Below are 14,651 nucleotides of genomic sequence, written 5' to 3'. Positions count from 1 at the left end.
AAGGAAATATGGTTATTAGTTTAGTTGTCCTGTTTATTGGTGGTGTATGTCTTCTTATATATATGTTACGTGAAGCATTTTTAAATAAAGTAATAGAACATGAATTATCTTTTTCTGACTTTCCTAAATCTCTTGGCAGTGTTTCGATCTTTTTTATATCGGATATTCATAGGAGAAAGATATCTGATAAAATTATTAACCCTGTTAAGGGGAAGGCAAATATAGTTGTAATCGGTGGAGATTTAACAGAAAAAGGGGTTCCTTTTGAGAAGGTTAAAGCAAACTTGTTGAAACTAAAGCAAATTGGTCCTGTCTACTTTGTATGGGGAAACAATGATTATGAAGTAGATTATCATAAATTAGATGCCATCCTCCTGGAGTTAGGTATTAAAATATTAGATAACACCGCTGTGACTTTTGAATCAGCAGAGGGTGAAAAATTTTGTTTACTTGGTGTAGATGATTTAAAGCAAGACCGAGATCGTCTGGATTTAGCCTTACTAGATGCAGAAGAGAAAAGTTTTAAAATTCTAGCAAGCCATTATCCTGATATTACAAATAAGATTCTTACTGAACATGAAATTCGCTTAGTGTTATGTGGTCATACCCACGGGGGGCAAATTCATATTTTAGGATATAGTCCACATGAAAGAGGGAAAATAAAAAGATTAGATAATACCATTCTTCTTATTAGTAATGGTTATGGTACCACTACCCTCCCTTTAAGGTTGGGGGCACCTGCTGAATGTCACTTGATTACACTAAAGTGGAATTCTGATATGGAAGGATAAATATAGACAATTCACCAACAGGACCCCAGGGCATACACTGAAAACAAGAGTTATGTCACGGCAGGGGGCAAAATCATGCGCTTAGAACGCTTAACGGCCAATAAAATAAAAATTTTTCTAACCTCTGATGATTTATTTGACAGGGGACTCTCCAAAGAAGATATTTGGAAAGACTCCATAAAATGGAATCAGCTTTTTCATGATTTGGTGGAAGAGGCAAGTGAGGAATTTGACGTTGATATCCAAGGTTCTGTGGCGGTAGAGGTGTTCTCCCTCCAGGCTCAAGGGATGATATTGATCATAACCGTTGATGAAGCAATTGAAGATGAGGAAATTCTATATGATGGATTTATTGAAATGCAAGTAAGGATGGAAGGTTTTGAGGACCTATTGTATGAGTTTAATGATTTTGAGGATATAATTGGTCTTTCAAAAAGACTGTCCACTGTCAATATTTTTGGTGGAAGCCTATATGCAATGCATAACCGCTATTATTTAGTAATGAATAATTTAGAAACTGAAAATAATATTAAGGCAGCTTGTGTTTTATCTGAATTTGGTAATGCTTCTATTCTAAGTCCGTACGTTTTAGCTGAGTATGGGAAACGAATAATCGAAAATAATGCGGTGGAAACTATTCTTCAATATTTCAAGTAATTTAGCTTCTTTTTAAGAAAGTAAGTTAGAAGAGGGCAACCACCGCCCTTTCAATCATTAAAAGCTTTTAAGATATAATTTGTAGCCATTGCAATTTTTAGAAATCCTTTAAAAATGCAATTGGCAACGTTTACATAATGGTTCAGGTAGTTGTTATTTCCTCTTGCATAAATCAATTAAAGGTGTATACTTGTGTCTGAAAGCTGACAACATTCGTAGCATTTTTTTAGGGAGGATTACAAATGGTAGCCGATAAAGATAATGAAAAGACTAATCAAGAGGAAAAGCATGATGTGTTGAAATCGACACAAACCGTTATACATAAAGCCCTTGAAAAGTTAGGTTATCCTGAAGAGGTATATGAGCTCTTAAAAGAGCCATTACGTTTAATGACAGTTAAAATTCCAATTAGAATGGATGACGGTTCCATAAAAATATTTACTGGTTACCGTGCCCAGCATAATGATGCTGTGGGGCCAACAAAGGGTGGGATTCGTTTCCATCCAGGTGTGACAGAAACGGAAGTGAAAGCCCTTTCAATTTGGATGAGCTTAAAATGTGGAATTGTCGATCTTCCGTATGGCGGTGGTAAAGGCGGTATTGTCTGCGACCCTCGTGATATGTCCTTTAGAGAGCTTGAAAGATTAAGCCGGGGATACGTAAGAGCAATTAGTCAAATTGTTGGACCAACTAAAGACATTCCAGCTCCTGATGTGTTTACCAATTCGCAAATCATGGCTTGGATGATGGATGAATATAGCCGAATTGATGAATTTAATTCACCAGGTTTTATTACAGGTAAACCACTGGTTCTTGGAGGGTCACATGGACGTGAGTCTGCAACGGCAAAAGGAGTAACAATCTGTATCCAAGAGGCTGCTAAAAAGAAAGGTATTCAAATTGAGGGTGCAAGGGTTGTTATTCAAGGTTTTGGTAATGCTGGAAGCTTTTTATCTAAATTCATGCACGATGCAGGTGCAAAAGTAATTGGAATTTCTGATGCATACGGAGCTTTGCATGATCCAAATGGTTTGGATATTGATTATCTATTGGATAGACGAGATAGCTTTGGAACGGTTACAAAATTATTTAATAACACGATAACAAATAAGGAATTGCTAGAACTTGAATGCGATATTCTTGTTCCTGCAGCAATAGAAAATCAAATTACTGAAGAAAACGCTCATAATATTCGTGCAAGCATTGTGGTAGAGGCGGCAAATGGTCCAACTACACTAGAGGCGACAGAGATTTTAACAGAACGAGGAATTCTCCTTGTTCCGGATGTATTAGCATCTGCCGGTGGTGTAACCGTTTCTTATTTCGAATGGGTTCAAAATAACCAAGGTTACTATTGGTCTGAGGAAGAAGTAGAAGAAAAACTGGAAAAGGTAATGATAAAATCCTTTAACAATATTTATGACACTGCCCAAACACGCCGTGTCGATATGCGACTTGCTGCATATATGGTTGGAGTTAGAAAAATGGCAGAAGCAAGCCGTTTTAGAGGCTGGATTTAAAACTTATCCATTGAAACATAGTGAAAAAACTCCTATCATAGACGATAGGAGTTTTTTGTTATTCTGTATGATTGTTTTAAGGGGTGTACTTATTATGCAAATAGAAGATATCATTATTGTTGGCGGTGGCCCATGTGGTTTAGCAGCGGCGATTGCAGTTCAGGATATAGGGAAAAAACCACTTATTATTGAAAAAGGAAATGTGGTGAATTCAATTTATCACTACCCTACACATCAAACATTTTTTAGTACAGCAGAAAAATTAGAAATTGGCGAAGTACCCTTTATTACAGAACATTATAAGCCTAAAAGAAATCAGGCGCTTGTTTATTATCGAGAAGTTGCCAAACGTAAACAGTTACGAATAAATGCGTTTGAAAAAGTTACCAGTGTATCAAAACAAGGTGATCTGTTTCATGTTTTTACCAATAAAAATACTTATTGTGCTCGCTATGTAATCATCGCAACCGGTTATTATGATCATCCCAATTATATGGAGGTACCTGGTGAAAATTTATCAAAGGTATTTCACTATTTTAAAGAAGCCCATCCCTATTATGATAAAGATGTTTGTGTGATTGGTGGGAAAAATTCTAGTGTTGACGCTGCAATAGAACTTGTGAAGGCTGGAGCGAGAGTGACCGTTTTATATCGTGGTGAAAAATACTCTCCAAGTATAAAGCCATGGATTCTTCCTGAATTTGAAGCGTTGGTCCGGGCGGGAACCATTTTGATGGAATTTAACGCTACCCTAAAAGAAATAACGGAAAATCAAGTTGTATATATAAAAGACCATAACGAAAATGTGATAAGCAATGATTTTGTTTTTGCAATGACAGGCTACCATCCAGATCATCAATTTTTACGGAACATGGGTGTAAAAATAGATGGGGAATCAGGGCGCCCCTTCTTTAATGCAGATACAATGGAGACAAATATTGAGGGGATATATATAGCAGGTGTAATTGCGGCAGGAAATAACGCAAATGAAATATTCATTGAAAATGGCAGGTTCCACGGTGGGGAAATTGCTTGCTCAATCCTAGAAAAAGATGCAAAAAGGGTGACAAAATGATGAAAAAAGTTGTCTTATTAACAACAGGTGGAACAATAGCAAGCAAGCCAAATAAAGATTCAGGAAAATTAGCCTCAGGTGCGTTAACTGGTGAAGAGCTCGCTAGTATGTGTAATTTGCCAAAGGACATTGATGTCGTTATTGAATCTGTTTTTCAAAAAGCAAGTATTCATATCACATTTGATGATTTAATTTTATTAAAAAACAAAATTGAGGACTATTTTAAGGATGAAGATGTTTCAGGCGTGGTTGTCACACATGGAACGGATACAATGGAAGAAACATCCTATTTTCTTGATTTAACAATAAAAGACCCAAGAACTGTTGTCGTTACAGGTTCCCAGCGCTCGCCAGAGGATTTAGGCAGCGATGTGTATATTAATTTGCGTCATGCCATTTATTGTGCTTGTTCTCATGATTTAAGGGATGCTGGCACCGTTGTTGTTTTTAATGAAAGAATATTTGCTGCAAGATATGTAAAAAAAGAACATGCATCCAATATCCAGGGTTTCAATGCATTTGGATTTGGCTATCTTGGCATTATTGATAACGATCAAGTTCATGTTTTTCAAAAACCAATTAAAAGAGAGTATTTTGAAATAGAATCATCTATTCCTCAAGTCGAAATCATTAAATGCTATATTGGAGCTGATGGGAAATTTATTAAGGCAGCTCGAGAGGCGGGGATTGCTGGAATTGTCCTAGAAGGAGTGGGACGTGGTCAGGTTGCCCCTAAAATGATGGAAGAAATTGAAAAAGCTATTGCAGCGGGAATTAAACTGGTTGTCACTACTAGCGCAGAAGAGGGTTCAGTATACACAACCTATGATTATGAAGGAAGTGCCTTTGATCTTTTTAATAAGGGAGTTATTCTAGGGAGTGACAACGACTCTAAAAAAGCAAGAATTAAATTGGCTGTTGCCCTTGCTAGCAATTTGAAGGAAATTAAATTTTAAGTTAACCAAAGGTCAAATGGTTGAAGTCAGCTTAATAAATGGAATGAATCTTTCATTTTCTTTATAGAGAATACATGATACGATTAAGAAAATGGATTGGAAAAGAGGTTCATCATGCTGGGAATATTATCCGCCGGAATTGCCCCCGGACTGGCCTTACTTAGTTATTTTTATTTAAAAGATGAATATGACTCAGAGCCAATATCCTTCGTTCTAAGGACATTTATGTACGGAGCTCTTCTTGTGTTTCCAATCATGTTTATCCAGCATGTACTTGAAACAGAACATATAATTAAATCTGATCTTTTCAATGCGTTTCTTAGCTCAGGTCTATTTGAAGAGTTTTTCAAATGGTTTATCCTCTTTTATGTTGTCTATCAGCATGTAGAGTTTGATGAACCCTTTGATGGAATTGTCTATGGAGTAGCTGTTTCACTTGGTTTTGCTACAATAGAGAATGTCTTCTATTTAATAGCTAATGGAATCGAACATGCGGTAACACGTGCATTATTACCTGTTTCAAGTCACGCTCTATTTGGTGTAATTATGGGCTTTTATATTGGAAAAGCAAAGTTTACAGAAGGGAATAAAGCTAAATGGGTTATATTTTCCCTTCTCTTACCATTTCTTCTGCACGGTGCATACGATTTTATCTTAATTTCCCAAGAAAATTGGCTCTTTATTATTTTTCCTTTTATGATTTTTCTTTGGTGGTTTGGACTTAGGAAAGTGAAAAAAGCTAAAATATTAAGTGCCAATCATATGAAAAAACAATATGCTGTCCAAAAAACCCTTCACTTGTAAAGGGTTTTTTTATTTATTCTCATTAAAATGGAATAAAAACACCATTTAAACAAAAAATAGGGTTACTGATAAAAGATTTACAATGGGGGTTAATATTCCATGATAAAGAAAAAAATCCTGCTAAAATTTTTCATACTAATCTTTCTTATATTTGGGACATCTTCTTTTATTGAGAGCAAGGAGGTCAGAGCTTTCTCTAATCAGATTATCCAAAAAGGTGCAGTTGGTGATGATGTCATTGAACTGCAATCCAGGCTCCAGTATATTGGATTTTACCATGGGGAGATTGATGGGGTATTCGGATGGAGTACGTATTGGGCGTTAAGAAATTTTCAATATGAATTTGGGCTGCCAATTGATGGATTGGCGGGGTGGCCAACAAAATTAAAACTAGCCAATGCAAGCAAATACAATGAACAGTTTGTAAAAAAACAAATAAACTCAGGTAACAAATTTACACATTACGGTGGGGTAGATGAAAGTAAACAAAGTGCCCCTAATCCAACAAACAAAGCACCAGCAAAACAAACACCCAAAAAAACAGCTCCACCAGAAAATACAGCTCAAAAAAACACAGCACCAAAAAATGGGACACCCAAAAAGCCAACAGCCGCTAACATACCAAATGGTTATTCACAAAATGATATCCAATTGATGGCTAATGCCGTTTATGGAGAATCAAGGGGAGAACCTTATACAGGTCAAGTTGCTGTTGCAGCTGTTATTCTCAATAGGGTGAATAGTTCAACATTTCCTAATACAGTTTCAGGAGTAATTTTTGAGCCTGGTGCTTTCACTGCTGTTGCTGATGGGCAAATTTGGCTAACACCAAATGAAAATGCTAAGAAAGCCGTAATAGATGCAATCAATGGTTGGGATCCAACTGGAGAGGCATTATACTATTTTAACCCAGATACTGCTACTAGCGGCTGGATATGGGGACGACCTCAAATAAAACAAATTGGGAAACATATTTTTTGCAAGTAGAGAGGTGAATAGAATTGATTAGAGGAATATTAATAGGTGTTCTCGCTGTAGGTGTCGCGGGAACAGCCTATTGGGGCTACCAAGAACATCAGGAAAAAAATGCAATATTAATAAATGCAGAAAATACTTATCAACGAGCATTCCATGATCTTTCCTATCAAGTGGATTTATTACACGATAAGATTGGAACAACCCTTGCAATGAATTCAAGGCAATCCTTGTCTCCATCGTTAATTGAGGTATGGAGGATTACTTCAGAAGCACATAGTGATGTAGGGCAACTGCCGTTAACATTACTACCTTTTAACAAGACGGAGGAATTCTTGGCCAAAATTGGAAACTTCAGCTATCGAACCGCTGTTAGAGATTTAGACAAGGAACCATTGTCAAAGGATGAATACAACACTTTAAAGGTACTTTATAAGCAGTCTGGTGATATTCAGGATGACCTTCGAAAAGTACAGCATATGGTACTCAAAAATAACCTTCGCTGGATGGATGTTGAACTTGCCCTGGCTTCTGGCAAGGAATCTACGGATAATACAATAATTGACGGCTTTAAATCTGTAGAAAAGACAGTGACAGGCTATGAAGAATCGGACTTGGGCCCAACTTTTGTAAATATGCAAAAAAAGGATGAAAATTTTAAAAAAATAAAAGGAAAAACGATTTCCAAGCAAGAAGCCATTAAGATCGCTAAAAAGTATATGAAAATTGATGGGAATTCCGAAGTGAAAGTTACTGAAAATGGAAAAGGTTCTGATTATGGTTTTTATAGTGTTTCCATAAAAAATAAGAAAACCGGTGATGAAGGCAGTATGGACATTACCAAAAAAGCGGGACATCCAATTTGGTTTATTAACCATCGAGATGTAAAAAAACAAGTTCTCAGTTTAAATGATGCTGATAATAAGGCGGCGACTTTTCTAAAAGAAACAGGTTTTAAAGATTTAGAGATATTTGAAAGCACACAATATGACAATATCGGTGTTTTCAATTTTGTTTCAAAAATAAATGGTATTAGAATTTACCCTGAATCGATTAAAGTTAAAGTTGCTTTGGACAATGGCGATATTATTGGTGTATCCGCTGAGGAGTATTTAAAATCTTTTCAGACAAGGAAAATAGAAAAGCCTGCTATTTCTGTAGAACAAGCCCGAGCAAAGGTGAATCCTAACTTTAAAGTAATGGAAGACCGGCAGGCAATTATAATAAATGACCTTAACAAAGAGGTGCTTTGTTATGAGTTCCTTGGGACAATCGATGATGATACCTATCGTATTTTTATTAATGCAAAAAGCGGTGTAGAAGAAGATGTTGAAAAAATGAAGAATGCTGAGACGGTATATGAAGACGTGATATAAGGAAGAGCAATTGCTTTTCCTTATATTTTTTTCAAATAACTCCAATAATAAATATATATTGATTTGAGGAGTGGATGTTATGAAAAGGGTAGAAAGTGTTTTAATTAAAGTTGTCATCATACAGTTTATTTTTCTATTTTTTGCACAGTTATTTTTTCATCAGTTGGATGTCTTTCCTCAAGTAAAACAATTGACAAAATACGAAGGGGTAAATGAAAATACATATACTGATATTCTTGAAACCTTCCAAGGAAAATGAGAAAGCAGGCCTGCCTGCTTTCTTTTGATTGAACATAATTATAATTGTCATTAAATTTCATTTTTATAGTCGTAAATAAAAGAGGCATTGACATATCTTGTGGTAAAATAAATAGTAGACAACATATGAGATAATCATGATGTCAAATAGGAGGATTTATGGAAAAAAAAATATCAATCGCAATAGACGGCCCTGCTGCAGCCGGTAAGAGTACAGTTGCAAAAATTGTAGCAGAAAAACTTTCTTATATATATATCGATACTGGTGCTATGTACCGGGCATTAACATATAAGGCAATAGTTAATCAGCTAAATATAGAAGATGAAGATTCATTATTAGAGACATTATTATCTACGGATATTAAATTGCAGCCTTCTGAGAGTGGACAATTAGTATATCTTGACGATCGGGATGTGACAGAAGAGATTCGTTTTGCTGAAGTAACTAATTCTACTTCATATGTTGCTAAACATCAGAAGGTCCGTGAAGAAATGGTCAGAAGACAACAAGCTTTTGCCTCTGAAGGCGGAGTTGTAATGGATGGTAGGGACATCGGGACACATGTATTGCCAGGTGCAGAGGTAAAGGTATTCTTACTTGCTAGTGTCGAGGAAAGAGCTGAGAGGCGTCATATTGAAAATGTCCAAAAAGGATTTCAATCCGACTTAGAAAAGTTGAAAGAAGAAATTGCTCGTAGAGATAAAATCGACTCAGAGAGAGAAATAGCACCACTGAAAAAAGCCGATGATGCAATTGAAATTGATACAACCTCTTTGACAATTCCTGATGTTGTTGAAAAAATAATGACGTTGGTGCACGAAAGGATTGGATAAGTGTGACGTTTTATGCGTTTGCAAGGTCAGTGGTATATGGAGTTTTTAAGCCATGGTACAGGATTGAAGCCATCGGACGTGAAGATTTCCCGAAAGAGGGTGGGGTTCTTCTTTGTTCTAATCATATCCATAATTTCGATCCTATGGTTGTAGGAATCATGGCACCACGCCCTATTCACTATATGGCAAAAGAAGAGATTTTTTCCGTTCCTGTTTTAGGTAATATTGTTAGGAAATGCAATGCATTTCCGGTTAAAAGGGGATTTAACGATCGTGAAGCACTTAGAAAAGGTTTAAAGATTCTAAAGGATGGTCATGTTTTCGGTCTTTTTCCAGAGGGAACAAGGAGTAAGAATGGGGAACTAGGAAAAGGACTTTCCGGGGCGGGATTTTTTGCTCTTAGATCAACAGCAGCAGTTGTACCTTGTGCTATTATTGGACCGTATAGAAGTTTCCGAAAATTAAAGGTCGTCTATGGACAACCCATTGACCTGGAAGAAATGAGAAAAGAGAAAGCTTCAGCAGAACAAGTTACTGAATTAATTATGTCAAAGATTGAAAAACTTAAAAAAGAACATCAATAGGTTCTGCTTGACAAAAAAGACTATTTGTAAGAAGTTTAATGGAAAGAGTTTTTTTTTGAAAATTCACTGCTTTTAGGTTTGTCTTATATATGTTGTATGCTGCGTGGCATCCACCAGTTCATATATAGAATTTTTAGGAGTAAATGGATTAAGGAGGAATACATATGTCGGAAGAATTAAATCAAGTAGAAGTGAGAAACTTTGAAATCGGGGATAAAGTGACAGGAAAAGTTACTAAAGTAGAAGAAAAGCAGGTGCTCGTAGATATCCAAGGCAGCAAAATTGATGGAATCATTCCAATCAGTGAACTTTCAAGCCTGCATATTGAAAAAGCATCAGATGCAGTCGCAGATGGTGATGAATTAGAATTAGAAGTTTTAAAAGTAGAGGAAGAAGCGATCATCCTTTCCAAAAGGAAAGTAGATGCAGAAAAAGCATGGGAGAGTTTAGAAAAACAATTCCAAAGTGGAGAAGTTTTTGAAGCTGAGGTTAAAGACGTCGTAAAAGGCGGCCTTGTTGTTGATCTCGGAGTTCGTGGTTTTGTACCAGCATCCCTCGTCGAAGCTCATTTTGTAGAAGATTTCAGCGATTACAAAGGCCGTATCCTAACCTTTAAAATTGTAGAACTTGATAAGGAAAAGAATCGATTAATTCTTTCTCATCGAGCTGTTGTAGAACAAGAAAAGGGTAAACAAAAACAAAATCGCCTAACTGCAGTTCAAGTTGGCCAAATTATTGATGGTACAGTTCAAAGAATCACTGATTTTGGGGCGTTCGTTGACATTGGCGGCATTGACGGTCTTGTTCATATTTCCCAATTATCTTATGAGCACATCGATAAGCCTTCTGATGTAGTTCATGAAGGACAACAAGTACAGGTTAAGGTATTGAGTGTTGATCGTGATAATGAAAGGATTTCTTTATCGATTAAAGAAACACTTCCTGGACCTTGGTCAAATATTTCCGAAAAAGCACCAAAAGGAACCGTCTTAAAAGGAAAAGTGAAAAGATTGGTTTCTTATGGTGCATTTGTCGAAGTATTTCCAGGTGTTGAAGGGCTCGTTCATATCTCTCAAATTGCCCATAAACACATCGGTACACCACATGAAGTATTGAAAGAGGGACAGGAAGTAGAAGTCAAAGTTCTTGAGGCAAATGAGTCAGATCAACGTTTATCCTTAAGCATTAAAGAACTTCTTGAAAAAGAGTATGAGGAAAACCATGACTATGAGCTTCCTGAAGAGTCAAAAGGCTTTCAGCTTGGAGAAGTTATTGGAGATAAATTAAAGAATCTAGGAAAATAATGGTGATTTAAGTGTCTAGATCTGAACGAAAATGGGACCACATTCGTTATGCCCTTGATAATAGGAAACATCATGCTTCAGCTTTCGATGATATAAAATTTATTCACCAGGGATTACCGAATATCGGTGTGTTCGATGTTGGATTAGACCATGAATTTGGCGGACTTTATTTAAGTTCGCCAATTTTTATCAATGCCATGACCGGTGGTGGTGGTGAAAAAACTTATCGTATCAATAAAGAGCTGGCAATAGTAGCTAAAAATACCGGTTTAACAATGGCCGTTGGGTCACAAATGGCTGCATTAAAAGATAAAACTCAAAAATACACCTATGAAATTGTCCGTAAAGAGAATCCCAAAGGTGTTATTATTGCAAATTTAGGGAGTGAAGCCTCACCAGACGACGCAAAAGCTGCTATCGAGATGGTTGAAGCAAATGCCCTGCAAATACACTTAAATGTAATTCAAGAATTAACTATGCCAGAGGGAGATCGGAATTTTTCTGGTGCACTTAAAAGAATTGAATCCATTGTTAAAGAGCTAACAGTCCCTGTTATTGTGAAAGAAGTTGGTTTCGGTATGGCAAAGGAAACTGTTCAATCACTTTCGTCAATTGGTGTTAAAGTGGTTGATGTGGGCGGCTCTGGGGGAACAAATTTTGCTGAAATTGAAAATAAGCGCAGGGAAAAATCTCTGTCTTTTTTTAATCAATGGGGAATCCCGACGGGTGTATCTATTCTTGAAGCAACGTCAGTTTCTAATCATCTATCCATCATTGGCTCGGGGGGATTTATGTCAGCGCATGATATTGCAAAAGGAATAGCGATTGGAGCAGATGCGGTTGGCATGGCAGGTTATTTCTTGAAAATTCTTGTTAAAGATGGAATAGAAACGTTACAGAAAGAAATCGAAATCCTTCATGAGGAATTAAAAATGATTATGACTGCTTTAGGTACAAAGACAGTTTCAGATTTAAAAAATGCACCACTAATAATATCTGGCGAAACCTATCATTGGTTAAATCAAAGAGGCATAGATACAAAACAATTTGCCCAGCGCACCAATAAATAAAAGCTCCCGCTTTCGCGAGAGCTCTTTTTTATTTATCATATTTTCCATCATTTAAATCTCTTGCTTCCTCAGGACTTGATAATTTTGTCGAGCCAGGATAATGTAATGCCTGATCACGATCTGACTCCACTCTTCTACTTTCGCGTAACTTTTGTTCTTGTCGGTCTTTTCCCATTCCTACACACCTCCTCTTAATAAGATGATTCACACAGGAAATATTATTCAAGGAAGTATGAAACTACATAAAGATTACCAATAATGAAAATAATAGGAGGTGTATGAGTTGGAAGGGTTACTCTTTTATTGGAGCTGTTGGGCCTTTTGGATTTACTTAACATTTATTTTAGAAAAACAAAACCCATTTCGAGTTAAACTTGCTGCTATCGTTTTAATTGCACTAATATTATCAAATATTCAATTTATGGTAGGTGAATTTGAAATACAAGCAAGTGGATTATTTATTTTAGGTATCTGTTATTTATTAATTAGCCAGGAAAAACGAGGAGGAATAATTTACTTTTTTATTTGTTCATTCATAATAACAATCGCATATGTAACCTTCCATTTATTTGAGATATTTGATCCAATTTGGATCGTTTTTAAGAAGGAATGGATGATGGGTATAGCATTGTGGTATTTAGCCATACTATTGCAAAAAACTTTAAAAGGGAGATTGATCATAATTTTTGCAGGTGGAATGCAGGGAGAGATTTTATATGCATATATATTAAATAAATTCCAATTTCCCTATTTGATTGGGGAATTTGCCTATTTAGATGTTTGTTCGTTAACGGCACTTTTGCTTGCAGGATGGAGTACATTGGAAAACGCTGGTACAATATTGCAAAATCATTTTCATTTCTTTGAAAAAGGAAAGCAAAAATCCTCGTAATTTAGAATCTTGTCAAGCTTCCCCATTGCGGGAAAGGAGTATCATTGATAATATAATATAGTTAGGCCCTTCTAGATGACAGAAGGGTTTCTTTACTTAATAAGAACTATAGGGAATTATCCCGCATTAACGGGAAGTAAGACCCCCACTGAAGGAAGTTTCACTCTATGCTAACATACTAAATTGTATTTGATTATAGAAAAGAAAGGATGGCGATTGTAATTGGTTAAACCTGTTATTGCCATTGTAGGACGGCCCAACGTAGGAAAATCAACTATTTTTAATCGAATTGTCGGTGAACGTATTTCCATTGTTGAGGACATTCCAGGAGTTACAAGAGATCGTATTTATAGTTCAGGTGAGTGGTTAACACATGACTTTAACGTGATTGATACTGGTGGTATAGATATTGGTGACGAACCTTTTTTAGAGCAAATCCGCCAACAAGCGGAAGTTGCGATTGATGAGGCTGATGTTATTATCTTCTTAACAAATGGACGAGAAGGGGTAACAGCAGCCGATGAAGAAGTGGCAAAAATATTATATAAGTCTAAAAAACCGATTGTATTAGCTGTAAATAAAATAGATAATCCTGAAATGCGTGAAGATATCTATGATTTTTATTCATTAGGGTTTGGTGAGCCTATTCCAATTTCAGGGGCACATGGACTAGGGTTAGGTGACTTATTGGATGAAGCAGCAAGACATTTTCCAAAAAACAAACCTATTGAATATGGTGAAGATGTAGTCAAATTTTCCTTAATTGGGCGGCCGAATGTAGGGAAATCCTCATTGGTAAATGCTATATTAGGCGAAGAACGTGTAATCGTAAGTGATATTGCCGGTACAACTCGTGATGCAGTCGATTCTCCATATACATTTAATGGGGGAAAATATGTCATAATTGATACAGCGGGAATTAGGAAAAAAGGTAAGGTATATGAGAGTACGGAAAAATATAGTGTCCTCCGTGCACTAAGGGCAATTGAACGTTCTGACGTTGTTCTTGTTGTCATTAACGCCGAAGAAGGAATCATTGAACAGGACAAAAAGATAGCTGGGTATGCACATGAAGCCGGCAGGGCTATCGTTATTGTTGTAAATAAGTGGGACGCTATTGAAAAAGATGAGAAGACCATGAAGGAACTTGAACACAAGATCAGGGAACATTTCTTATTTCTTAGTTATGCTCCAATTGTGTTTTTATCCGCAAAAACAAAAAAACGAATCCATACACTTCTGCCAATGATCAACACTGCTAGTGAAAACCACTCGATGAGGGTTGAAACAAGTGTCCTTAATGATGTCATCATGGACGCAGTAGCAATGAATCCGACCCCAACAGACAATGGCAGACGCTTAAAATTATATTATACAACCCAAGTGGCTGTTAAACCGCCGACCTTTGTTGTGTTTGTAAACGAACCTGAATTATTGCACTTTTCCTATGAACGCTTCCTAGAGAACAGAATTAGAGATGCTTTTGGATTTGAAGGAACTCCTATCAAAATTTTTGCAAGAGAAAGAAAATAAAAGATAAGGTGGGTGTGATTTA

16 protein-coding genes are annotated in these 14,651 nt (G+C 36.4%); 15 read left to right on the top strand and 1 reads right to left on the bottom strand.

Going from position 1 to position 14,651, the window contains the following annotated elements; all coding sequences use genetic code 11:
• Positions 1 to 8: 8 nt before the first annotated feature.
• The 13 genes from ACSU6B_RS14295 (at position 9) to fni (ending at position 12,204) form a co-directional block, all read left to right on the top strand.
• A complete protein-coding gene (locus ACSU6B_RS14295; RefSeq protein WP_410886130.1) occupies positions 9 to 791 on the top strand; it encodes a metallophosphoesterase in 783 nt (260 codons plus the stop codon).
• Between the two features lie 75 nt (positions 792 to 866).
• A complete protein-coding gene (locus ACSU6B_RS14290; RefSeq protein WP_410886128.1) occupies positions 867 to 1,448 on the top strand; it encodes a genetic competence negative regulator in 582 nt (193 codons plus the stop codon).
• Between the two features lie 242 nt (positions 1,449 to 1,690).
• The gene (locus tag ACSU6B_RS14285) at positions 1,691 to 2,968 is read left to right on the top strand and encodes a Glu/Leu/Phe/Val family dehydrogenase (RefSeq protein ID WP_214997548.1); all 1,278 of its coding nucleotides are present in this window, start codon (positions 1,691 to 1,693) and stop codon (positions 2,966 to 2,968) included.
• Between the two features lie 94 nt (positions 2,969 to 3,062).
• The gene (locus ACSU6B_RS14280) at positions 3,063 to 4,043 is read left to right on the top strand and encodes a YpdA family putative bacillithiol disulfide reductase (RefSeq protein ID WP_410886126.1); all 981 of its coding nucleotides are present in this window, start codon (positions 3,063 to 3,065) and stop codon (positions 4,041 to 4,043) included.
• The gene (locus ACSU6B_RS14275; protein WP_410886172.1) at positions 4,043 to 4,999 is read left to right on the top strand and encodes an asparaginase; all 957 of its coding nucleotides are present in this window, start codon (positions 4,043 to 4,045) and stop codon (positions 4,997 to 4,999) included. Before ACSU6B_RS14280 ends, ACSU6B_RS14275 begins: the two co-directional genes overlap by 1 nt.
• 114 nt (positions 5,000 to 5,113) lie before the next feature.
• On the top strand, positions 5,114 to 5,803 hold the full coding sequence (prsW, locus tag ACSU6B_RS14270) for a glutamic-type intramembrane protease PrsW (RefSeq protein WP_098931580.1): 690 nt from the start codon (positions 5,114 to 5,116) through the stop codon (positions 5,801 to 5,803).
• A 99-nt stretch (positions 5,804 to 5,902) separates the two neighbouring features.
• On the top strand, positions 5,903 to 6,790 hold the full coding sequence (sleB, locus tag ACSU6B_RS14265; protein ID WP_410886124.1) for a spore cortex-lytic enzyme: 888 nt from the start codon (positions 5,903 to 5,905) through the stop codon (positions 6,788 to 6,790).
• Positions 6,791 to 6,804: 14 nt separating this feature from the next.
• Positions 6,805 to 8,154 (top strand): germination protein YpeB, encoded by a 1,350-nt coding sequence (gene ypeB / locus ACSU6B_RS14260; protein WP_410886122.1) that lies wholly within the window; start codon positions 6,805 to 6,807, stop codon positions 8,152 to 8,154.
• A 79-nt stretch (positions 8,155 to 8,233) separates the two neighbouring features.
• Complete coding sequence (locus tag ACSU6B_RS14255; RefSeq protein ID WP_410886120.1) at positions 8,234 to 8,413, top strand: YpfB family protein; 180 nt, start codon at positions 8,234 to 8,236, stop codon at positions 8,411 to 8,413.
• A gap of 158 nt (positions 8,414 to 8,571) precedes the next feature.
• Positions 8,572 to 9,246 carry a (d)CMP kinase gene (gene cmk, locus ACSU6B_RS14250; RefSeq protein ID WP_410886118.1) on the top strand — a complete coding sequence of 225 codons (675 nt, stop codon included), beginning with the start codon at positions 8,572 to 8,574 and terminating at the stop codon, positions 9,244 to 9,246.
• A 2-nt stretch (positions 9,247 to 9,248) separates the two neighbouring features.
• Complete coding sequence (locus ACSU6B_RS14245; RefSeq protein ID WP_410886116.1) at positions 9,249 to 9,830, top strand: lysophospholipid acyltransferase family protein; 582 nt, start codon at positions 9,249 to 9,251, stop codon at positions 9,828 to 9,830.
• 164 nt (positions 9,831 to 9,994) lie between these two features.
• Positions 9,995 to 11,134, top strand: coding sequence for a 30S ribosomal protein S1 (gene rpsA / locus ACSU6B_RS14240; protein WP_410886114.1), 1,140 nt, complete (start codon positions 9,995 to 9,997; stop codon positions 11,132 to 11,134).
• Positions 11,135 to 11,145: 11 nt separating this feature from the next.
• The gene (gene fni, locus ACSU6B_RS14235; RefSeq protein ID WP_410886112.1) at positions 11,146 to 12,204 is read left to right on the top strand and encodes a type 2 isopentenyl-diphosphate Delta-isomerase; all 1,059 of its coding nucleotides are present in this window, start codon (positions 11,146 to 11,148) and stop codon (positions 12,202 to 12,204) included.
• A 28-nt stretch (positions 12,205 to 12,232) separates the two neighbouring features.
• On the opposite strand, the gene ACSU6B_RS14230 is transcribed toward fni, so the two are convergent.
• A complete protein-coding gene (locus ACSU6B_RS14230) occupies positions 12,233 to 12,379 on the bottom strand; it encodes a YpzI family protein (protein ID WP_214997559.1) in 147 nt (48 codons plus the stop codon).
• Positions 12,380 to 12,487: 108 nt separating this feature from the next.
• Here ACSU6B_RS14230 and ACSU6B_RS14225 point away from each other — a divergent pair, with 108 nt between their 5' ends.
• Both ACSU6B_RS14225 and der read left to right on the top strand, forming a co-directional pair.
• Positions 12,488 to 13,096, top strand: coding sequence for a YphA family membrane protein (locus tag ACSU6B_RS14225; RefSeq protein ID WP_410886110.1), 609 nt, complete (start codon positions 12,488 to 12,490; stop codon positions 13,094 to 13,096).
• Between the two features lie 222 nt (positions 13,097 to 13,318).
• A complete protein-coding gene (gene der / locus ACSU6B_RS14220) occupies positions 13,319 to 14,629 on the top strand; it encodes a ribosome biogenesis GTPase Der (RefSeq protein WP_410886108.1) in 1,311 nt (436 codons plus the stop codon).
• Positions 14,630 to 14,651 lie beyond the last annotated feature (22 nt).

The sequence above is a fragment of the Neobacillus sp. C211 genome, from assembly GCF_051842875.1.
In the GTDB taxonomy this organism is placed as follows: Bacteria; Bacillota; Bacilli; order Bacillales; family Cytobacillaceae; genus Neobacillus.
The sequence above is the reverse complement of the archived record's forward strand: the minus strand, read 5'-3'. Positions and strand labels throughout refer to the sequence as shown.